At 61.7% G+C, this 21,164-nt stretch carries 22 protein-coding genes; 17 read left to right on the plus strand and 5 right to left on the minus strand.

The annotated features are described in order from the left end of the window. Positions 1-17 precede the first annotated feature (17 nt). From M1D34_RS25710 to M1D34_RS25765, 12 genes are all read left to right on the plus strand, one after another. Positions 18-854 (plus strand): alpha/beta fold hydrolase, encoded by an 837-nt coding sequence (locus tag M1D34_RS25710; protein ID WP_498786225.1) that lies wholly within the window; start codon positions 18-20, stop codon positions 852-854. Continuing rightward, positions 851-1,786: a flavin reductase family protein gene (locus M1D34_RS25715; RefSeq protein ID WP_498785284.1), complete on the plus strand. Its 936-nt coding sequence runs from the start codon at positions 851-853 to the stop codon at positions 1,784-1,786. The genes M1D34_RS25710 and M1D34_RS25715 overlap by 4 nt, the downstream gene beginning before the upstream one ends. Next, the gene (locus M1D34_RS25720; RefSeq protein WP_498785286.1) at positions 1,783-2,823 is read left to right on the plus strand and encodes an LLM class flavin-dependent oxidoreductase; all 1,041 of its coding nucleotides are present in this window, start codon (positions 1,783-1,785) and stop codon (positions 2,821-2,823) included. Before M1D34_RS25715 ends, M1D34_RS25720 begins: the two co-directional genes overlap by 4 nt. Before the next feature lie 5 nt (positions 2,824-2,828). After that, the gene (locus M1D34_RS25725) at positions 2,829-4,292 is read left to right on the plus strand and encodes an aldehyde dehydrogenase (protein ID WP_498785287.1); all 1,464 of its coding nucleotides are present in this window, start codon (positions 2,829-2,831) and stop codon (positions 4,290-4,292) included. Between the two features lie 5 nt (positions 4,293-4,297). After that, positions 4,298-4,624 (plus strand): NIPSNAP family protein, encoded by a 327-nt coding sequence (locus tag M1D34_RS25730; protein ID WP_498785289.1) that lies wholly within the window; start codon positions 4,298-4,300, stop codon positions 4,622-4,624. A gap of 38 nt (positions 4,625-4,662) precedes the next feature. Then, positions 4,663-5,673 (plus strand): ABC transporter substrate-binding protein, encoded by a 1,011-nt coding sequence (locus M1D34_RS25735; protein ID WP_498785291.1) that lies wholly within the window; start codon positions 4,663-4,665, stop codon positions 5,671-5,673. 117 nt (positions 5,674-5,790) lie between these two features. Continuing rightward, positions 5,791-6,666, plus strand: coding sequence for an ABC transporter permease (locus tag M1D34_RS25740; RefSeq protein WP_498785293.1), 876 nt, complete (start codon positions 5,791-5,793; stop codon positions 6,664-6,666). A 1-nt stretch (position 6,667) separates the two neighbouring features. Continuing rightward, a complete protein-coding gene (locus tag M1D34_RS25745; RefSeq protein WP_498785294.1) occupies positions 6,668-7,468 on the plus strand; it encodes an ABC transporter permease in 801 nt (266 codons plus the stop codon). Continuing rightward, complete coding sequence (locus M1D34_RS25750; protein ID WP_498785296.1) at positions 7,465-8,550, plus strand: ABC transporter ATP-binding protein; 1,086 nt, start codon at positions 7,465-7,467, stop codon at positions 8,548-8,550. Before M1D34_RS25745 ends, M1D34_RS25750 begins: the two co-directional genes overlap by 4 nt. 73 nt (positions 8,551-8,623) lie before the next feature. Continuing rightward, positions 8,624-10,096: an NAD-dependent succinate-semialdehyde dehydrogenase gene (locus tag M1D34_RS25755; RefSeq protein ID WP_498785298.1), complete on the plus strand. Its 1,473-nt coding sequence runs from the start codon at positions 8,624-8,626 to the stop codon at positions 10,094-10,096. 180 nt (positions 10,097-10,276) lie between these two features. After that, positions 10,277-10,495: a transposase gene (locus M1D34_RS25760; protein ID WP_498785300.1), complete on the plus strand. Its 219-nt coding sequence runs from the start codon at positions 10,277-10,279 to the stop codon at positions 10,493-10,495. After that, positions 10,414-11,034, plus strand: a complete 621-nt coding sequence (locus M1D34_RS25765) for an IS5 family transposase (RefSeq protein ID WP_498785302.1) — start codon at positions 10,414-10,416, stop codon at positions 11,032-11,034. The genes M1D34_RS25760 and M1D34_RS25765 overlap by 82 nt, the downstream gene beginning before the upstream one ends. A 16-nt stretch (positions 11,035-11,050) precedes the next feature. On the opposite strand, the gene M1D34_RS25770 is transcribed toward M1D34_RS25765, so the two are convergent. The 5 genes from M1D34_RS25770 to M1D34_RS25790 all read right to left on the minus strand — a co-directional run bounded on the left by M1D34_RS25770 (position 11,051) and on the right by M1D34_RS25790 (position 16,411). Beyond that, entirely contained in the window at positions 11,051-11,746 is a 696-nt protein-coding gene (locus tag M1D34_RS25770; RefSeq protein ID WP_498785304.1) for a class I SAM-dependent methyltransferase, read from the minus strand. Positions 11,747-12,131: 385 nt separating this feature from the next. Then, positions 12,132-13,379 carry an enolase C-terminal domain-like protein gene (locus tag M1D34_RS25775; RefSeq protein ID WP_498785306.1) on the minus strand — a complete coding sequence of 416 codons (1,248 nt, stop codon included), beginning with the start codon at positions 13,377-13,379 and terminating at the stop codon, positions 12,132-12,134. 100 nt (positions 13,380-13,479) lie between these two features. Next, positions 13,480-14,676, minus strand: coding sequence for an AGE family epimerase/isomerase (locus M1D34_RS25780; protein WP_498785308.1), 1,197 nt, complete (start codon positions 14,674-14,676; stop codon positions 13,480-13,482). Positions 14,677-14,690: 14 nt separating this feature from the next. Then, positions 14,691-15,476, minus strand: coding sequence for an SDR family NAD(P)-dependent oxidoreductase (locus tag M1D34_RS25785; RefSeq protein WP_498785310.1), 786 nt, complete (start codon positions 15,474-15,476; stop codon positions 14,691-14,693). Continuing rightward, positions 15,476-16,411 (minus strand): SMP-30/gluconolactonase/LRE family protein, encoded by a 936-nt coding sequence (locus M1D34_RS25790; protein WP_498785311.1) that lies wholly within the window; start codon positions 16,409-16,411, stop codon positions 15,476-15,478. The genes M1D34_RS25785 and M1D34_RS25790 overlap by 1 nt, the downstream gene beginning before the upstream one ends. Before the next feature lie 210 nt (positions 16,412-16,621). Between M1D34_RS25790 and M1D34_RS25795 the strand changes: the two genes are divergently transcribed. The 5 genes from M1D34_RS25795 (at position 16,622) to M1D34_RS25815 (ending at position 21,154) form a co-directional block, all read left to right on the plus strand. Further along, positions 16,622-17,311, plus strand: a complete 690-nt coding sequence (locus tag M1D34_RS25795) for a GntR family transcriptional regulator (protein ID WP_498785313.1) — start codon at positions 16,622-16,624, stop codon at positions 17,309-17,311. A 128-nt stretch (positions 17,312-17,439) separates the two neighbouring features. Then, positions 17,440-18,174, plus strand: coding sequence for a FadR/GntR family transcriptional regulator (locus tag M1D34_RS25800; protein WP_498785315.1), 735 nt, complete (start codon positions 17,440-17,442; stop codon positions 18,172-18,174). Positions 18,175-18,176: 2 nt separating this feature from the next. Beyond that, the gene (locus M1D34_RS25805; protein ID WP_498785317.1) at positions 18,177-19,367 is read left to right on the plus strand and encodes a mandelate racemase/muconate lactonizing enzyme family protein; all 1,191 of its coding nucleotides are present in this window, start codon (positions 18,177-18,179) and stop codon (positions 19,365-19,367) included. A 74-nt stretch (positions 19,368-19,441) separates the two neighbouring features. Further along, positions 19,442-20,134 carry a GntR family transcriptional regulator gene (locus tag M1D34_RS25810; protein WP_498785319.1) on the plus strand — a complete coding sequence of 231 codons (693 nt, stop codon included), beginning with the start codon at positions 19,442-19,444 and terminating at the stop codon, positions 20,132-20,134. A gap of 45 nt (positions 20,135-20,179) precedes the next feature. Further along, positions 20,180-21,154, plus strand: a complete 975-nt coding sequence (locus tag M1D34_RS25815) for a sugar ABC transporter substrate-binding protein (RefSeq protein WP_102762023.1) — start codon at positions 20,180-20,182, stop codon at positions 21,152-21,154. The last annotated feature ends 10 nt before the right edge of the window (positions 21,155-21,164 follow it).

The following is a 21,164-nucleotide window of genomic DNA, read 5'->3' on the forward strand; positions in this document are numbered from 1 at the left end:
AGGAACGAGTACGTCAAATGCAGACGACTGCATCAACGACTGCGCTTATCGCGGGTGCCGCGCCGCTCTCCCGCAAGACGACCGCGAGCGGAGCGGCCTACTTTGAGGCCGGCACGGGCGAGACGTTGATCCTCATTCACGGCGTAGGAATGCGGCTCGAGGCATGGGCTCCGCAAATCGCGGCGTTCTCTAAGACGCACCGGGTTATCGCTGTCGATATGCCGGGTCACGGCGGCAGCGAAAAACTTCCGGCAGGCAGCACCTTGACGGATTTCGTTTCCTGGCTGGGTCGCTTTCTGGACGACGTGAGCATCGCTTGCGCAAACCTTGCCGGGCATTCCATGGGCGCCCTGATCTCGGGTGGGGCGGCTGCAACGTTTTCAGATCGGATCACGCGCGTCGCATACCTGAATGGTGTCTATCGCCGCGACCCCGCCGCAAAGGCTGCAGTCTTGGCGCGCGCCGAAGCGATCCGCAAAAACGGGGTCGATACGGAAGGACCTTTGCTGCGGTGGTTCGGCGAGGACCCGGAGAGCCAACGTGCCCGACAACGAACGCGAGCATGGTTGGAGATGGTCGACCCGGAAGGATACGCGATTGCCTACGCCGCCTTCGCGGGGGGCGATGAGACCTACGCCGGCTGCTGGCCTTCCGTCAAATGCCCGGCCCTTTTCCTGACGGGGTCCGGAGATCCCAATTCGACCCCGGAAATGGCTGAAGAAATGGCCTCGCTGGCTCCGAACGGTTGGTCGCGCATCGTCGAAGGCCACAGGCACATGGTGAACCTGACAGCACCGGAAGCCGTCAACGCGATCATGGCGGACTGGCTGGCTCGCAAGGAGGAACTAGCATGAAGGCGGACGTTTTCGACCCGAGAGCCTTGCGCGACGCGTTCGGGGCATTTCCGACCGGAGTGACGGTCGTAACGGCGAACGATCCGGAGGGCAGGCCGGTGGGGTTCACTGCCAACTCGTTTACATCCGTGTCCTTGGATCCGCCGCTGCTTCTCGTGTGCCTTGCCAAGACTTCGCGCAACTATGCGACAATGACCGGAGCCGAGTGCTTCGCGATCAACATACTCTCCGAAGCGCAGAAGGATGTGTCCAACACATTTGCCCGACCAGTGGAAGATCGCTTCGCTGCTGTCGAATGGGCTAAGGGTCCGAACGGATCTCCGATATTCGCGCAGGTGGCGGCCTGGTTTGAATGTTCGATGCATGATGTCATCGAGGCGGGCGACCACGTCATTATGGTTGGTCGCGTAACCGCCTTCGAAAACAGCGGCTTGAATGGTCTTGGTTATGCCCGCGGGGGCTACTTCACCCCGAGACTCACCGCAAAGGCCGTTTCCGCCGCAGCGGGCGGAGAGATCCGTGTCGGTGCGGTGCTGGAGCGCCACGGCTCGGTTTTCCTGCTGGGCGACGAAACCCTGTCGCTTCCGGGTTGCAGCGGCGAGGGTGGTGATCCGGCAAAGACGCTGGCGACCCACCTCGAACGATTGACGGGACTGAGCGTCACAATCGGCTTTCTCTACTCTGTCTATGAGGACAAGAGCGATGGGCGACAGCACATCGTCTATCACGCGCTCGCAAACGGCGGCGCCCCGAGAGAGGGCCGGTTCCTTACTCCAGCCGAGCTCGCCGCGGCGAAATTCACCGACAGCGCAACCGGAGACATTCTCGCCCGCTTCGTGCTGGAAAGCTCGATCGGTAATTTCGGCATGTATTTCGGCGACGAGAGCGGCGGCACCGTTCATCCGATCGCGAGAAGGGACGCACGCACATGAAATTCTCACTCTTCGTTCATATGGAGCGTCTGGACGCCTCGCAGAACCATAAGACGCTTTACGAGGAATTTGTCGCGCTTTGCGAAATAGCCGACAAAGGCGGCATGCACGCCATCTGGACCGGTGAACATCACGGAATGGAGTTCACCATTGCGCCGAACCCCTTCGTAACGATTGCCGACCTTGCCCGCCGTACCAAGAACGCTCGCCTTGGCACCGGCACGGTGATCGCGCCGTTCTGGCATCCGATCAAACTCGCGGGCGAAGCCGCGATGACAGATCTGATCTGTGATGGCCGCCTCGACATCGGTATTGCGCGCGGCGCCTATTCCTTCGAATACGAGCGGCTTTTGCCGGGCCTTGACGCCTGGAGTGCCGGGCAGCGCATGCGCGAGCTCATTCCAGCGGTGAAGGGAATATGGGCGGGTGACTACGCCCATGACGGCGAGTTTTGGAAGTTTCCGGCCACGACCTCGGCGCCGAAGCCGTTGCAGGACCCTCATCCGCCGATCTGGGTGGCTGCCCGCGATCCCAACTCACATGAGTTCGCTGTCGCGAACGGCTGCAACGTGCAGGTGACGCCCCTCTGGCAGAACGATGACGAGGTCCGGACGCTGATGGGTCGGTTCAACGATGCCTGCGTTAATAATCCGCATGTCGATCGGCCAAAGATCATGCTGTTGCGCCACACCTATGTCGGCTCCGACGAGGCCGATATCGCGCAGGCCGCTTACGAGATGAGCGTGTACTACAATTACTTCTTTGCCTGGTTCAAAAACGAGAAGCCGATCAGGCAGGGACTCATAGAGCGGATTGCGGAAGAGGATATCGCAGCCAACGCCATGCTCTCCGCCGAAGCGATGCGACGCAACAACGTCGTCGGACCGGCTGAGGAAGTCATCGCCCGCCTGAAGGCTTACGAGGCGATGGGCTATGACGAATATTCCTTCTGGATTGATACCGGCATGAGCTTCGAGCGCAAGAGGGCTTCGCTCGAACGCTTCATTGCCGAAGTCATGCCGGCCTTTACGGAGTAGGGCTCATGCAGCGCTTCCAGTGTTACATCGATGGTGAATTCCTCGAAGGCGAAGCCCGCTTTGAAAGCATCGACCCGGCGACGGGCTGTGGCTGGGCGGAGATGCCGGAGGCGCGCGAAGCAGACGTCGAGCGCGCCGTCGAAGCCGCGCATGGGGCGCTCAATGCCGGAGCCTGGCCGAAGCTGACCGCCACACAGCGCGGCAAGCTGCTCTACAAGCTCGCCGATCTCGTGGCTGCCAATGCGCAGAAACTGGCGGAACTTGAGACGCGTGACACCGGCAAGATCATCCGCGAGACCTCGGCACAGATTGCCTATGTCGCCGACTACTACCGCTATTACGCCGGCATGGCCGACAAGATCGAAGGGTCCTATCTACCGATCGACAAGCCGGACACGGAGGTCTGGCTGCGCCGCGAACCGATCGGCGTCGTTGCCATGGTCGTGCCGTGGAACAGCCAGCTGTTCTTATCCGCAGTGAAGATCGGCCCGGCGCTGGCGGCGGGCTGCACCATGGTGGTGAAGGCTTCGGAGGACGGGCCGGCGCCACTGCTCGAGTTCGCCAGACTGGTCAACGAAGCTGGCTTTCCCGCGGGCGTCGTCAACGTGATCACCGGTTTCGGACCTTCCTGCGGGGCAGCTCTCAGTCGCCATCCCAAGGTCGACCACATCGCCTTCACCGGCGGACCGGAGACGGCGCGTCATGTGGTGCGCAACTCGGCGGAGAACCTCGCCTCGACCTCACTCGAACTCGGCGGCAAGTCTCCCTTCCTCGTCTTCGCGGATGCCGATCTCGAAAGCGCGGCCAACGCCCAGGTTGCTGGCATATTTGCGGCGACCGGCCAGAGCTGTGTCGCCGGTTCGCGGCTCATCGTCGAGAAAAGCGTGAAGGACCGTTTCCTGGGAATCCTTAAGGCCAAGGCCGAGGCGATCCGCGTTGGAACACCGCTCGACATGGCGACGGAGGTCGGGCCGCTTGCGACACGGCGCCAGCGCGCCCACATCGAGGCGCTGATTGCGCGTTCCGTTGCTGCCGGCGCCAAGCTGGTGACGGGCGGCAGCGCGCCTGAAGGCGACGGGTTCTATTACCGCCCGACCATTCTCGATTGCGACGCCGGCCGGTCGCCCGCGCTCGATGAGGAATTCTTCGGGCCGGTTCTCTCGGTTGTCTCCTTTGACACCGAGGGAGAGGCGCTCGCGATCGCCAATGACACCCGCTACGGCCTGGCGGCCGGCCTCTTCACCCGGGACCTCACCCGAGCACACCGCCTGATGCGGGGACTGCGCGCGGGCGTCGTCTGGGTCAACACCTATCGCGCAGTCTCGCCGATCGCGCCTTTTGGCGGGTCTGGGCTGTCTGGCCATGGACGGGAAGGTGGCATGGCGGCCGTTCTCGATTACACGCGAACGAAAACCGTCTGGCTCAGGACATCGGACGATCCGATCCCCGACCCCTTCGTGATGCGGTGATCGCGGTGTTCTACGAGATCCGAACCTATAGGCTGAAGAACGGCACCATCCCCGCCTACCTGAAAGTGGTCGAGGAAGAGGGGATCGCCATTCAGCAAAAACATCTCGGTGAACTTATCGCCTACTTCTACTCCGAGATCGGGCCGATCAACGAGATCGTCCACATCTGGGCATATCCGAGCCTCGACGAACGGGAGCGGCGTCGGGCGGCACTCATGGATGATCCCGATTGGCGGGCATTCCTCCCGAAGATACGTGACCTCATAGAAGTCGCGGAGAACAAGATCATGAAGGCGGCGCGCTTTTCGCCGGTCGGCGGCAGCACGCGATAGCAACAACCAAAAGAGAACGAAAACCAGGGAACAGGAACATGAAGAAGATATTCGTTTTGGCGGCCTGTGCCGCAACCATCGCAATCTCCGGGCCGGCAGCGGCTGCGGATCTCGTCTTTTCGAGCTGGGGAGGCACCACGCAGGACGCGCAGAAAATCGCCTGGGCCGAGAAGTTCACTGAAAAGACCGGCATCAACGTGCTGCAGGACGGGCCAACCGACTACGGCAAGCTCAAGGCCATGATCGAGGCGAACGCCGTCACCTGGGATGTCGTTGACGTCGAGGGCGATTATGCGGCTCAGGCCGGGAAGAACGGCCTACTCGAAAAGCTCGACTTCTCCGTCATCGATAAATCCAAGCTCGATCCGCGCTTCGTCACCGATTATTCGGTTGGCAGTTTCTATTATTCCTTTGTGATCGGCTGCAACAAAGATGCGGTTGACGCCTGCCCGAAGACCTGGGCGGACCTGTTCGACGCCGAGAAATTCCCGGGCAAGCGCACCTTCTACAAGTGGTCGGCGCCTGGCGTCATTGAAGCGGCACTCCTCGCTGACGGCGTGCCTGCCGACAAGCTCTATCCGCTCGATCTCGACCGAGCCTTCAAGAAGCTCGATACGATCAAGGACGACATTATCTGGTGGACCGGTGGTGCGCAGTCGCAGCAGCTCCTCGCCTCCGCCGAAGCGCCTTTCGGGAGCCTCTGGAACGGCCGGATGACGGCTCTGGCGCAGAGCGGCATCAATGTCGAGACCTCCTGGGAGCAGAACATCACGGCAGCCGATTCGCTCGTCGTGCCGAAGGGTACGAAGAACAGGGAAGCAGCGATGCAGTTCATTGCGCTTGCCACCTCGGCAGAAGCGCAGGCCGAGCTTGCCAAGGCGACCGGTTACGCGCCGATCAATCTCGATTCCCCCAAGATGATGGATCCTGAACTGGCCAAGACATTGCCGGACGCACAGACCGGGAGCCAGGTCAACGCCGATATGAACTACTGGGCCGAGAACCGCGATGCCATCGGTGAGCGCTGGTACGCCTGGCAGGCGAAGTAACCGCCGGAAAGGGAGGAAGAACGTTGCGGCGTTCTTCCCGTTGCTCCAGCGGCCTGAGGGCGGGCGCGTCGTCCGTTTCAAACGGCGTCTTTGCTCTTTATGGGAGGAGATACGACGATGGTGTCGCACACCGAAACCGACAGCGGAAGACCGTATGCGCCTGTGCGCGTCCGGCGGCCGACCGACTTTGATTTGACAGTGCCGGCGCTTGCGCTGCTGATCCTCTTCTTTGTGTTGCCCGTCGCCATATTGTTGACGCGCAGCGTCACCGAGCCGGTGCCGGGTCTCGGCAACTATGCAGAACTGCTGGGCTCGTCGACCTATTTGCGGATATTCGCAAACACATTCATCGTTTCCGGCCTGGTCACGTTCATCACGTTGCTGATCGGCTTTCCCGTCGCGTGGGCGCTGGCCATCATGCCCAGCCGTGCTGCTTCGATCGTCTTCGCCATTCTTCTTCTGTCCATGTGGACGAACCTTCTCGCACGAACTTATGCGTGGATGGTGCTGCTTCAACGCACGGGTGTCGTCAACAAGGTGCTGATCGCAACGGGACTCATCGATACGCCTCTCCCGCTCGTCAACAATCTGATTGGGGTCACAATCGGCATGACCTATATCATGCTGCCCTTCATCATCCTGCCGCTCTATGGCGTCATCAGAAAGATCGACCCCGCGATCCTCCAGGCGGCCGCGCTTTGCGGTGCCAACCGCTGGCAGTCGCTCGTGCGCGTGCTCTTGCCGCTGGCAATGCCGGGCATGGCGGCAGGCGCGCTCATGGTGTTCGTGATGTCGCTCGGCTACTTCGTCACGCCGGCGCTTCTTGGCGGTACGGCCAATATGATGCTTGCCGAGCTCATCGCCCAATTCGTCCAGTCTCTCGTCAATTGGGGGATGGGCGGCGCCGCGGCCCTGGTGCTGCTGGTCGTCACGCTTGCGCTCTATGCCGTACAGCTCCGCTTCTTCGGTACGGATCGGTTAGGAGGGCGCTAGAATGCTGCTGAACTTCAATCGCCTCGGTTGGTGGAAGCTGGTTCTAGTCGGCATAACCGTGTTGACCACCGGTTTTCTGCTTCTGCCGATCCTCTTCATCGCGGCCCTGTCTTTCGGCTCGTCGCAATGGCTGATCTTTCCGCCGCCCGGCTGGACGCTCAAATGGTATCAGGAACTTCTCGCGGACCCGCGCTGGTTGGACGCGGCCTGGACGAGTTTCCAGATCGCGACCATCGTCACGGTGCTTTCCGTTCTTCTCGGCCTGATCACGTCGTTCGGCCTGACGCGCGGGCGGTTCTTGTTTCGCGAGGCCCTCAAAGCGCTCTTTCTGACGCCGATGATCTTGCCGGTGGTCGTTCTCGCCGTAGCGCTCTATGCCTTCTTCCTGCAGATCGGTCTGAACGGCACGCTCACGGGCTTCGTCATTTCCCATCTGGTGCTGGCGCTGCCTTTCTCGATCTTGTCCATCGGCAATGCGCTCGAAAGCTTCGACAAATCGATCGAGGATGCCGCCGTGCTTTGCGGTGCCTCACCGCTCGAAGCCAAGATCCGCGTGACGTTGCCGGCGATCAGCCACGGCATCTTCTCGGCGGCGATTTTCTCCTTCCTGACTTCCTGGGATGAGGTGGTGGTCGCGATCTTCATGGCAAGCCCGACGCTTCAGACGCTTCCCGTCAAGGTTTGGGCGACGCTGCGGCAGGATCTGACACCGGTGGTCGCCGCCGCCTCCACGCTTCTCATCCTCTTGACCGTACTTTTGATGGTGCTCGTCGCCATCGTCCGCAAAGGATTGAAATCATGACTAGACCATTCCTGCAAATCCGCGGCATCCGAAAGGAATACGGGCCGGTAACGGCAGTGCACGACGTCAATCTCGACGTGGCACAAGGGGAGTTCCTCACCTTCCTTGGGCCCTCCGGATCGGGGAAAAGCACGACGCTCTATATTCTCGCGGGGTTTGAGGGTCCGACTCGAGGCGACATCCTCCTGAACGGCCAATCGCTGCTTCCGACGCCGTCGCACAAGCGCAATATCGGCATGGTGTTCCAGCGCTACACGCTCTTTCCGCATCTTTCCGTCGGCGAGAACATCGCATTTCCGCTGACAGTCCGCCGGCAGCCGAAGGCGGAGATCGATGCCAAGGTGCGCGAGATGCTGAAGCTCGTCCGGCTCGAGGGGTTCGAGGACCGTAAGCCTGCGCAGATGTCCGGCGGCCAGCAGCAGCGCGTGGCGCTGGCCCGCGCTCTTGCCTATGATCCGCCCGTGCTCTTGATGGACGAGCCGCTCTCCGCACTCGACAAGAAGCTGCGCGAGGAGATCCAGCACGAAATCCGGCGCATCCATCAGCAAACGGAAGTGACGATCCTCTACGTCACCCATGATCAGGAGGAGGCGCTCCGTCTGTCCGATCGGATTGCGGTCTTTTCGCAGGGGGTGATCGACCAGATCGGCACCGGGCCGGAGCTTTACGCCAATCCTGCCACCCGCTTCGTCGCCGAATTTATCGGCGACAGCGATTTCCTGCCTTGCGACGTGCTCTCTGCAGCGAATGGCCGTGCCGAGATTGCAATCTGCGACACCATCACCGTGCCCGACGTTCCCCTTCATGGCACTGCTTCATCCGGGAGCAAGGCGGCACTTATGCTGAGGCCAGAGCGCCTGCTCCTGTCCAAAAGGCAGTCCGCCCCGGGCTTGCCGGTCACGGTCAGCGATATCACCTTCCTCGGCAACAACGTCCATGTGGCCACCAAGACCAGTAAAGGCAACGACCTGTCGGTCCGCCTTCCATTCGGCCACGAGGCGATCTCGGGACTCAACCGTGGTGATGCCGTTTGGCTGAGATTCGATGCGGGGTCGGCGCACGTATTCGGTCAGTCGCTGTAGCCGTCAAGCCGAGGTGGGCGCCGGGCACGGACAAGCATGCCTGCCGCACGAGCACGCGCAAGGAAGCCTGTAGATGACTATCTCCGATACGCTTCTCGCTAAGCTGAAGGATACCAGCCTCGCGATCGACAAGGGATTGGTCGGTGCCGAATGGCTTGACAGGAGCGACAGCGGCAAAACTTTCGAAGTCACCAATCCGGCGACCGGCGAGGTCGTCGCGACCTTACCCGACATGAGCCGGACCGAAACGACGCGCGCCATCGATGCGGCCCACGCAGCGCAAAAGGCATGGGGAAAGAAGACAGGCAAGGAACGCGCTGCGGTGCTGCGCGCCCTGCACGACCTCATAGTGGCGAACGCCGACGACCTCGCCACCATCTTGACCATGGAGATGGGCAAACCCCTTGCGGAAGCGAAGGGCGAGGTTCTTTACGGCGCCTCCTACGTCGAATGGTTTGGCGAAGAGGCGAAGCGTGTCTACGGCGACACCATTCCGGGTCATCAGCCGAACAAGCGCATCATCATCCTCAAGCAGCCGATCGGCGTGGTGGCTGCCATCACGCCATGGAATTTCCCCAATGCGATGCTCGCGCGCAAGCTGGCGCCTGCCATTGCCGCGGGCTGCGCGACCGTTTCGAAGCCTGCGGCGGAGACGCCTCTGTCGGCGCTGGCACTTGCGCTGCTCGCGGAACGCGCCGGCCTGCCGCCAGCGGTCCTCAGCGTAATCCTGTCGACAGATTCCGCCGCAGTCGGCAAGCAAATGTGTGAGAGCGCAAAGGTTCGCAAGCTGACGTTCACCGGCTCTACCAACGTCGGCAAAATATTGATGCGACAGGGCGCCGACCAGATCATGAAGCTAGGTTTGGAACTCGGAGGCAATGCGCCCTTCATCGTCTTCGACGACGCCGATCTTGATGCTGCGGTCGAAGGCGCCATGATCGCCAAGTACCGAAACAATGGTCAGACCTGTGTCTGCGCCAATCGGCTCTTCGTGCAGGCCGGCATCTATGACGACTTTGCCGAGAGGCTCGCCGCCAAGGTCCGGAAGATGAAGGTCGGCAACGGATTCGAGCCCGGTGTCGACACCGGACCATTGATTTCGGAAAAGGCTCTCGCCAAGGTCCAGGAACATATCAGCGATGCCGTGGCCAGGGGGGCGGGAGTGGTTCTCGGCGGCAATGCACGTGGCGGCCTGTTTTTCGAACCGACCGTCCTGACGGGGGTGACGATGGAGATGAAGGTCGCGCGTGAGGAAACCTTCGGGCCTGTCGCGCCGCTTTTCAAGTTCGCCACGGAAGAAGAGGTTGTCGAAATGGCCAACAATACCGAGTTCGGCCTTGCGTCCTACTTCTACTCCAAAGACGTCAGTAAGATCTTCCGCGTGGCCGAAGCGCTGGAGTACGGCATGGTTGGGATCAATACCGGACTGATCTCCACTGAAGTGGCGCCCTTCGGCGGAATCAAACAATCCGGCCAGGGCCGCGAAGGCTCCAAATACGGCCTGGATGACTATGTGGAAATCAAATATCTCTGCCTCGAGATTTGAGCGGGGCGCACCTTCAAAGGGGGCTAGACGTCAACCCGCAGGTGAAGGCCGACGGCGGGAAGATCAGCTACAAGCCACGGCCAGCCCCGGTCACAAAGCGGGATGAAGCCTTCAGTGTCTAGGCTCAGGACCTATTAATTTGGCTTGAGGTATGATTCAGGGTTTCCGAAGGAAACCATGATGAACGATTTGTTTCTGTTGAGCGACCGCCTGATGGCACGGAGCGAGCCGTATTTCCCGTTGGCGCGTGGCGTTCCTCGCGTTGATGACCAGCGGGTGATCAGCGGCATAGTTTATGTGATCAAGCATGGCCTGCAATGGAAAGATGCCCGGAACGATTACGGCCCCCGCACAAGACGCTCTACAATCGCTTTATCCGCTGGAGCCGGGTTGGTGTAATTCGACCGTATCTTCGCAGCATGAGCCGCGGAGGGGCAAAAGCCCTAGCGCATTATGATCGACACCACACACCTGAAAGCACATCGCACGGCTGCGAGCCTGCTCAAAAAGGGGGTGTTCCACGCCGTATCGGGCGAACCAAAGGCGGACTGAACTCCAAGCTCCACGCTGTCTGCGATGGTGCCGGCAAGCCGATCATCCTGCTCCTGTCCGAGGGGCAGATGAGCGACCACGAGGGCGCTCGGCTCATCCTCAAGGCCCTTCCATCTGCCACCTGCCTGATCGCCGACCGGGGTCACGACAGCAACTGGTTCCGGGAGGCTCTTGCCGACAAGGACATCGAGCCCTGCATCCCGCCAACCAAAAACCGGAAGGTGCCAATCGCCTACGACAAGGCGCTGTATCGCCAGCGTCATAAGGTCGAGAACATGTTCGCCAAGCTCAAGGACTGGCGGCGCATCGCAATGCGCTACGACCGACACGCACATACTTTCTTCTCGGCAATCTGCATCGCGGCAACCATGATCTTCTGGCTTTGACCCACAAAAGTGGCCCTCACGCTTTCACCGCCGAAAAGAAGAGAAATCGCGGCTTGGTCGTCAGGGTCTGATATGCCTCTGGGAAGCGTGAGTGGGCCCCAGGATCGGGTTGAGGTTCGTTCAGTGACTCGAGTTGGAACCCCGCCGACTTCAATGCATCAACCATGGCGTGAAGTGGTCGATGCCAGAAGCGCATTGTCATGGCCTTCCCGCCACGCTGCCACGTTTCGTTGAAGCTATAGGTCTCGAAATAGTTCTCGTGACGCGCCAACTGGTGATCCATAAAAGGGTGGTGCGTGGAGAAAACCAGGCGGCCGCCTTGGGGCAGCAGACGGGCGAATTCCGAAAGGGGACGTGCCCAGTCTGGCAGATAGTGCATGACAAGGGAGGCAAGGATCAAATCGAAGGAACCATCGTCGAAGGGCATTGGTTCGTTCAGATCCGCCACCAACAATCGCGCCCGGCCTTCAAGGCGACGTTGTGCGATCTCGAGCAGTCCCGCACTTGAGTCGATACCGGTTAGGATTGCCCCTCGGTCGAGGAGCGCCGCAGCATGGGCTCCGCCGCCGCACCCTGCGTCAAGCACCCGAAGCCCAGTGACATCTCCAACCATCGAAAGAATGGCTGGCCGCTCGTAATAGGCATTCCAGGCATTGTTCTCGTTGTCAGCGTCATAGGCCGCTGCAAACGCATCATAATCATTCTCAGGCAATGTTTACTCCAGCGCCAACGGCCTCGTCCGAAGACGAGCACTTATCGGCTTCTAATACCATTGATACGCCCATCATATCGAACGGCCGCCTCCACTGCCAAGGCCATGCGTTCGGCTTTGATCAATGAGTCCTGAGCCTAGCGCGAACCGTTCACCAAAGTGCGTGTATCCTTGCTCTTTTCACCTGCGCCGTGACCCCTTCGAGAAGCGCAGCACAATTCAAACACCTATAGCAATTGGTTTTGGGAAAGAGCCTTCCGTCATCGCGCCAATCCCAGCCATGGCGGCCAAGTTCCTGCTGACGATGAAGGATCATCCGAGCCAGTCACCTGGATCGTGCAATCTAAGAAAGATCGAAGCTGCCTTGCGTCCAGAGGCCGCCGCCTCAGTAGCCGACGACACGATCGTTGTTGGGGTCTGCCCATCGGGTATTCGGGACGACGGAAAACCAGCCGGGGCGGGAGGGATCCCGGTCGTACGGATAGCCGCCGAGCGCCCTATGAAGGTCGGCGTACTGCCCGAGCTTGTCGCGATCGAGCTCGACCCCAAGACCCGGCGCCGTCGGCACCTTGATGGTGCCGTTCTCGTAGCGCATCGGGCCGCCGACGATGATATCATCCGTGAGCTGGTGATAATGCGCATCCGCGTGGAAGACGAGGTTCGGGAGAACCGCGCCGAGGTGCAGCATGGTGGCGAGCTGAATGCCGAGTTCGCCCGACGAATGTACCGCAATGCCGAGCTGGAAGGTCTCGCAGACGCCCGCCGCCTTCACGCAGGGGCGGATGCCGCCCCAGAAGGTGGTGTCGAGCAGGATCACGTCCACGGCGGGATTGAGGATATTGGCGGCGAGCTGCTCGAAATTCACCACGACGGTATTGGTGGCGAGCGGCATGGTCGTGTTCTCGCGCACCCGCCGCATGCCGTTCAACCCCCAGGTGGGGTCCTCGTAATAATCGCTGTTGAGATCCTCGATGCCCTTGGCGAAGCGTATCGCCTCCTCGACGCTGAAGGCCGCATTCGGGTCGTAGCGGACGCTGTCGGGGCCGAGGGCCTTCGCCCATGCGCGAAAGACCTCCAGCTCGTAATCCGGCGGGAAGACGCCGCTCTTCAGCTTGTGCGAGGTGAATCCGCACTTCTTTTTTAGCGCCAGCGTCTGCTCGATGAGCTGATCGGCCGTGCGCGTCTCGCCCTCGCCCGTGTCCTTGTTGGGAAGGCGGAAAAACATGTAGCTGGCAAAAGGCACCGCATCGCGCATCTTGCCGCCGAGGAGATCGCAGACCGGCACACCGAGAAATTTGCCCATGATGTCCAGACAGGCGAACTCGATGGCGGCATGCATCTGGGTGCGATTGTTGTACAGGCTGGCGGTCGGGTTGCAGATCATGAAGCGGAGATTTTCCAGCTCGAAGGGATCATGGCCGAGGAGGTATGGTTTCAAAGCCCGGAACGCCGCCTCGGCGCTCTCTCCGCCTCCGCCCATTTCGCCGAGGCCGATGATGCCCACATCGGTTTCCACCTCGACGATGGTACGCACGAACCGCCCCCAATGTGCGCCGTTGGAATGACGCAGCGGCGCCTCCAGCGGAACGGTGACGGTGGTTGCGCAGATATCGGTGATCCTGGGTCGCTTCATGGGAGGCTCCAATGCAGGCTGTCTGGTGCGAAGGCTAGGGCGCGGCGCGACAGGCAACCGCCTGCCGTGTCCGTCGGCGCGGGAAGAAACGGTCCCCCTGCTATTGCGCCTCGCGCAGCACGCGCAGGATTTCGTAGCAGGCACCGAATGGATGGTAGTCGGTCTTGCCTGAAGGGCTCTTGATGTCGCTCTGCTTCACGCCGTCGGGCGAGAGAATGCGGAACCAGCAGCCATATTCGTGATCGATCAGGTGCCGCCAGCTGTAGCGCCAGAGCCTGTCGTAATCCTGCCAGTAGCGCTCCCGGCCGGTGCGTGCGGCGAGCGCGGCCGCGGCCGCAATCGTTTCGCAATGGACCCAATGATACTTGTCGAGGTCGTAGAGCTTGCCGTCGGGGCCGTAGCTGTAATGCATGCCGCCGAATTCGAGATCGGCGCTCTTAGCGAGTGCCGTCTCGTAGAGAAGGAGGGCTTTCGGCAGGATCCAGTCTTGCGGGCGATAGCGCTCGAGGATCAGGAGCAGCTTGGTCCATTCCGTCATGTGGCCCGGCTGGTAGCCGTAGGGGCGGAAGAGGTGCTTCGGATCGTCCTTGTTGTAGTCCCAGTCGACCGACCAGTCCTGGCGGTAATGCTCCCAGACCACGTCCTGAGTGTTGACGGCAAGCTCGACGCAGATGCGCCGGGCGAGCGTTTCGGCGCGATCCAGGTAACGGATCTCGCCGGTCGCTTCGTAGGCCGCGAGCATCGCCTCGGTCATGTGCATGTTGGCGTTCTGGCCCCGATAGGGCGAAGTCGCCCTCCAGTCGCGGCTGATTTCGTCCTTGTAGAGTTCGCGATCCGGCTCCCAGAAGCGGCTTTCGAGAAGATCCCAGGTCTGCGAAACCCGGGCGTCCATACCGGGAATTCCGGCCTTCATGGCTGTCGCATAAGCGAGCAACACGAAGGCGTGGCCGTAGCAATGCTTCGTCGCATCCACCGCATCGCGGCCGCGCATCAGCCAGAGATAGCCGCCGTGCTCCGGATCGCGATGAAACTCGTCGAGATATCTTACGCCATGGGCGGCCGCTTCCGCGAAGTCCGGGCGCTCGAACAGCACCGCGGCGGTCGCATAGTTGAAGATGAAGCGCGTGGTGGAGACGAGGTGCTGGGTCTCCCGGTCGGTGATGAAACCGTCGTCGCGGTATTCGTTGTAATAGCCCCCGTCTTCCTGGTTGAGACAGATCGGATGGTAGAAATCCATGATCTCGCGCATATGGGCGAGCAGGAAGTCCTTCGAGCGGAAATCGGGAAGCGGTTTCATGATGGGCCTTCCGGTCAATCTGGAATGACGATGCCGAGCTTGGAAAGAACGCCGCCGTCGATCTTGATGTCGGCGCCGGTAATGAAACGGGCCTTCTCGCTAGCAAGGAAGGCGACAAGTTCGGCGACTTCGGAAGGCTTGCCGACGCGGCCCAGCGGATGTCCTTTGCCCCAAGCTTCAAGCGTCGCCTCGGCGGTGCCTTCGCCTTTCCACAGGTCGGCGGCCCAGCGCAGCATCGGGGTATCGATGGAGGCGGGGCAGACGGCATTGACAGTGATATTGTCCCCGGCGTGATCCAGCGCCATGGCGCGCACGAGTGCATTGATCGCGCCCTTGCTCGCCGTATAGGCGGCGACGCCCGTCTGCGAAGCATAGGCCTGCACGGACGAGATGGCGACGATCGCGCCGCCGCCGCGCTTGCGCATTTCGGGAATGGCGAACTTGGAGGCGAGGAAGATGCCCTTCAGATTGATGTCGAGAACGTCGTCCCAGACCTCATCCGGCGTGTCGACCACGGTGCCGTAGCGCTGGATGCCGGCGCAGCAGGCAAGAATATCGACGCCCCCATGGCGCGATACCGCGGCCTGAACCGCCGCTTCCATGTCGCCCTTGGAGCGGACGTCGCCGACGAACCCGGCGGCATTGTCCCCGATCGACGCCACTGCCTCGTCGACCGAAGCCTTGTCGTTCGCCACGATCGTCACCTTGCCGCCACCCGCAGCAAAGCGATGGGCACAGGCGAGGCCCATGCCGAGGCTGCCGCCGGTGACGACGATGCTCTTGCCGTTGAAATCGCTCATCATGCTATCTCCGAAACAGAAGGGAACTTGTCGGACGCCTGCCCGAATTTCGGCTCTGCGACGCCGTGCGCCACGCCCTCGACCGCGAAGAGCCCGCCCTCCAGCGGATGCATATCGAGATGATCGTTCGTCATGGTGAAACGCGCCGAGGTGACATAGAGGGTGGAAAGGTCCGTACCGCCGAATGTGCAGCTCGTCGGCCAGCTTGCCGGCAGCTCGATCAGTTGCATGAGACGGCCGGCTCCGTCGAATCCCGCGACGGCTGCGCCTCCGGCCACCCGGCAGTTCCAGAGCCGGTCGTCCGCATCGAGGCAGGAGCCGTCCGGCAGGCCGCGCGCGAAGCCGGCCACGATGGTGCGCCGGTTGTCGATCCTCCCGGCGGCAAGATCGCAATCGAACACGTAGATTTCGTTCGCGAGCGTGTCGGCGAAGAAGAAGCGGTTGTCCCGCGTCCAGCCCATGGTGTTGGTGATGCCGTATTCGTTAGGCGTGAGCTGCGACACGTGACCGGCGGGATCGATTCGGTAGACCGCGCCCGATTGCCGGTCCATGTCCTTCGGTGAGCCGGCTGCGTCAAGATTGCTCTGCATTGTCGCAACCCAGAAGGAGCCGTCCGGTGCGACGCGACCCTCGTTGAGGCGATTTTCCGGCAGACCCGGCTCCGGCACGGCAAACTCCTCGAAAGGCCCGCCGGGCGTCCACAGGCAGACGTTGCGGCTGAGGCCGATGATGAACCCGCCATCCTTCCGCATGCCGATCGACGTCACGAAGTCCGGCGTCGGCCAAGTGTCATGACGGCCGTTTTCGGGTTCGAGCCGATGGATGCGTTTGCCGAGGATGTCGACCCAGTAAAGCGCCTTCTCGTCCCCGGACCAAAGAATGCTCTCGCCGACGATGTCCTTCGCATCGAGGAGCAGGGAAACAGTGGTACTCATGGGCGCGTCATGAATTCGGTATGCAACGCCGCGGGACGTCGTCGCGTGCGGTTGGCCATTTGTGTCCTCCCAAATCCGGATTGCATTCTTGTATGCAAGACTTCGGAAAACGTCAAGGGAGGTTGATTGGCGAGTAGCAAACGGAACGCTGTCCGGGTATTCTGCCCGCAATGGACGATTGCATGCAAAAATACATGGGGCTTCCAATTTATGACGCGTGACATAAAAATCTCGGCCGCGGAGCATTGCTACCGCACGCTTTCGCGCAAGATCATCGGGCTCGAACTGAAGCCGAACGAGCCGATCGGCGAGCATGCGCTGGCCGGGCTCCTCGGGGTCAGTCGTACGCCCGTGCGCGAGGCTCTGTCGAGGTTGAGTGCGGAAGGACTTGTCGACCTGCGGTCACGGGCAGGCGTCGTGGTGGCGCCGATCCGCATGGACGCGGTCAGGACCGCTCAATTCGTTCGCGAACAGCTGGAGCTGGCGATCGTTGCCGAAGCGGCGCAGCAATCGAACCGCCGCGTCCTGCTCGGCATACGGCAGGCCATCGAGGAGCAGGAGCTCGCCATTCTCGAGGAAAACTCGGACCTGTTTTTCGAGTGCGACGAGCGCATGCACGCGCTTTACTGCAGCCTCGCGGGCCGCGACGGAGTTTGGGCCTTCATCTCGGATGCCAAGAAGCATATGGACCGGGTCCGCCGTCTGTCGATACAGGCGGGGCAACTCGATCAGCTGGTCGAGGATCACCGGCGCGTTCTCGAGGCGGTGAGCGAAGGGGATGCGACCAGGGCTCAGGACATCATGCGGCTGCATCTGCGGCGCGCAATGGTCGATCTGGGTGAGCTTGCGCAGCGGTTTTCGTCCTATTTCGCGTCGGATACCGCAGGCAACGCCCGTTAGGTCGCTTCAGCCGAGCGGTTGCTTCCGTAGCACTTCCCAAAGAGCTTTTGCAATTCGGCATTGACAACGACCGAAGGCAAATCTATTCACAGGTCAGTGCGAACCTATCTGATAGGTTGGAGGTTAACTTGGTAGAGCTAAAGGCGGAGGAAGAGTCCTCATCCGGACGTTCCGGCGCGGAGGGGCTGCTCGGGGGCGTCATGACTGCCGTGAAAACCCATATTCGGGAGAACGGCCTTCAGGTCGGCGACTCGTTGCCGAGCGAAGGGGCCTTTGCCGAAAAGCTGGGCGTTTCCCGCAGCGTCGTGCGCGAGGCCTATCGTTCGCTTGCCGCGCTCACCTTGATCGACATCGGTAATGGCCGGCGTCCGCGGGTGGCCGCGCCCAAGGCGGACGTGCTGGCACTGGTGACCGACCATGCCGTGCATACCGATCAGGTGACGATCCAGCAGATTTTCGATGTCCGCCGTACCGTCGAGCGCCGCACCGTCGTGCTGGCAGCCATGCGCCGCACCGACAAGGAAGCCGCTGAAATCGTCGCGCTTGCCGAGGCGATGCAGCGGGATTTCGACCAGCCGGTCAGGGTCATGGAACACGACATCGCCTTTCACGAAGCGATCGGCGCGGCGTCTCGCAACCCGATGTTCGCGCTGATCGTCGGCTCCTTCCATGTCGTGACGCGCTATACCTGGCCGATCGGCTGGGCGAGCCGCGGCAGCAATGAGACGCGGCAGGAAAGTATCGACGGCCACATGACCATCGCGCAGGCCATCGCCAACGGCGACCCGGCGAAAGGCGAGGAGGCGATGGTCGAGCATTTCGATCTGACGGTAAAGGCGCTTTTGGCGGCAGGAGTTTATTGAGCATGAAGATCACGGAACTAGAAACGGTCCGCGTCCGCGACTTTCCCAATATTCTCTGGGTCCGCATCCACACGGACGAAGGGCTTGTCGGACTTGGCGAGACCTTCTTCATGGCACAGACCGTGGAGACCTACATCCATGAGGTGGTGGCCCCGAAACTCGTCGGGCGCGACCCGCTGGAGATCGACCGCATCTCGAAGGACCTGACGGGCTATCTCGGCTTCCGGTCGACCGGGGCGGAGATGCGCGGCAATTCGGCGGTGGATATCGGGCTCTGGGACCTTTTCGGCAAGGCGACGAACCTGCCGATCGCCCAGCTTCTCGGCGGCTTCTCGCGCCGCGAGATCCGCACCTACAATACCTGCGCCGGCAACACCTATATGCGCGACGCCAAGGGCCAGCAGACGGCAAACTACGGCATCGGCGGGCCGCGGCGCGACTATGACGACCTGAACGGATTTCTGGAACGGGCGGACGAACTCGCCGAGGACCTCCTGTCGGAGGGCATCACCGCCATGAAGATCTGGCCGTTCGATATCGCGGCGGAGAAGAGCGGCGGCCAATATATTTCCGGACCGGACCTGCGCAAGGCGCTAGAGCCCTTCGAGAAGATCCGCAAGCGCGTCGGCGACCGCATCGACATCATGGTCGAGTTCCACTCCATGTGGCAACTGACGCCCGCCATCCAGATCGCCCGGGCACTCGAACCCTATGCCACCTTCTGGCACGAAGACCCGATCAAGATGGACTCGCTATCCAGTCTGAAGCGCTACGCGGCGGCAAGCCGCGCGCCGCTCTGCGCGTCGGAAACGCTGGCGACCCGATGGGCCTTCCGCGACCTCATGGAAACGGATGCGGCCGGGGTCGTGATGCTCGATCTCTCCTGGTGCGGCGGAATTTCCGAGGCCAAGAAGATCGCCACCATGGCGGAAGCCTGGCACCTGCCGGTCGCGCCGCATGATTGCACCGGCCCGGTGGTGCTCGCCGCGTCGACGCATCTCTCGCTGAATGCTCCAAACGCGCTCGTCCAGGAAAGCGTGCGTGCCTATTACAAGACCTGGTACGCCGACCTTACGACGCAGCTGCCCACTGTGGCCAACGGCATGATCACCATCCCACCGGGGCCCGGGCACGGGGTCGATCTCGCTCCCGATCTCGACCGGAAATTCGAGGTGTCGCGGCGCAGTTCGTAGATCGAAGGATTGAAGGTTCGACTTGACTTGTATGGTAGTAGGCCAGTAGCCTGCAGGGAGCTTGGAGGGGCCGGATGCAGAACATCAAACCGCCGCGCGTTCTGTCCGCGATCGAGGCTGTCGGTCCGCAGGTCTATCGCATCCTGCGCGAGCAGATCATCCAGGCGGAGTTGGTGCCCGGCGCGCGCATTTCCGAAGCGGAGATAGCAAGAAGCCTATCGATCAGCCGCCAACCGGTTCGCGAAGCCTTCATCAAGCTGGCAGAGGAGGGGCTGGTCCAGGTGCTGCCCCAACGCGGCACCTATGTGACGCGAATTTCGACGGCATCGGTCATGGACGTGCGCTTCGTGCGTGAGGCGATCGAGGCCGATATCGTGCGCCAAGTTGCCGGCGAGCGTAGGACGGTTATCGTCCACGAACTGCGCGAACAGATCGCCCGCCAGAAGCAGGTGCCGCATGACGATCGCGCCGCGTTCCTGCGGCTGGACGAACTCTTCCACCATACGCTCGCGACGGCCGCCGGCCGCGCCTATGCCTGGAACGTCATCGAAAGCGTCAAGGCACAGATGGACCGCGTCCGCTTTCTGAGCGTCGACGACCTGCAGATCGGCCGGCTGATCGAACAGCACGAGCACATCGTCGATGCGATAGCGGCAGGTGATGTCGGCGGGGCAGAGCAGGCGCTGCGCATGCATCTGCGCGAGATTCTGAAATCATTGCCCGAGATCGCGCGATCGCGGGCGGAGTTCTTCGACGGCACGGGGTAACCGGCCGCCGCAATATGATCGATGTTCAACGGGAGGTAACGCATCATGATCAGGAAATTGATAGCAGGAACGGCCCTCGGGCTGACGCTGATGGCTCCAGCCGCCAGCGCGGAAGGTCTCAGCATCGCCTTCGTCAGCCATTCGTCGGCTTCGAACACGTTCTGGCAGGCGGTCAAGAAGGGCTATGACGACGCCTGCGAAAAGGTCGGCGCCTCGTGCCAGTTGATCCTCACGCAGACGGAAGGCGCGGTCGAGCAGGCCGTCGCCAATCTGCAGGCGGCGATCGCCTCCAGGCCGGACGCGATCTTCGTCGCGATCGTCGACAACAATGCCTATGACAACGTGATCAAGGAAGCCGTCGACGCCGGCATTCTGGTGCTCGCCGTCAATGTCGACGACAGCGAAGGTGCCAAGGGCAACGCCCGTAAGGCCTTCATCGGCCAGGGCTTCACCGCGGCCGGTTACTCGCTCGCCAAGGCCCAGTCGGAAAACTTCCCGAAGGAAGGCCCGCTCAACCTGCTGGTCGGCGTCAACGCGCCGGGCCAAACCTGGTCCGAGCAGCGCGCCGGCGGCGTCACGAAATTTCTGGAGGAGTACAAGGCCGAGCATTCCGACCGCGAGGTGAACATCACCCGCATCGACTCGGCGACCGACCTCGCGCTGACCGCCGACCGTATCGGCGCCTATCTCAATGCCAACCCGGACACGACCGCCTATTTCGATACCGGCTACTGGCATGCCGGCGTCGCCAAGGTCCTCAAGGATCGCGGCATCGAGCCCGGCAAGGTCCTGCTCGGCGGCTTCGACCTCGTGCCTGAGGTGCTGCAGCAGATGGAGGCCGGCTATGTTCAGGTGCAGGTCGACCAGCAACCCTACATGCAGGGCTTCATCCCGGTCATGCAGGCCTATCTCTGGAAAACCGCCGGCCTGACACCCTCCGACGTCGACACGGGGCAGGGCATCGTCACTCCGAAAGACGTGCCGACGATCCTCGAACTGGCGAAGCAGGGCCTGCGCTGATCCGGCGCTC

It is taken from the genome of Ensifer sp. D2-11 (assembly GCF_054161295.1).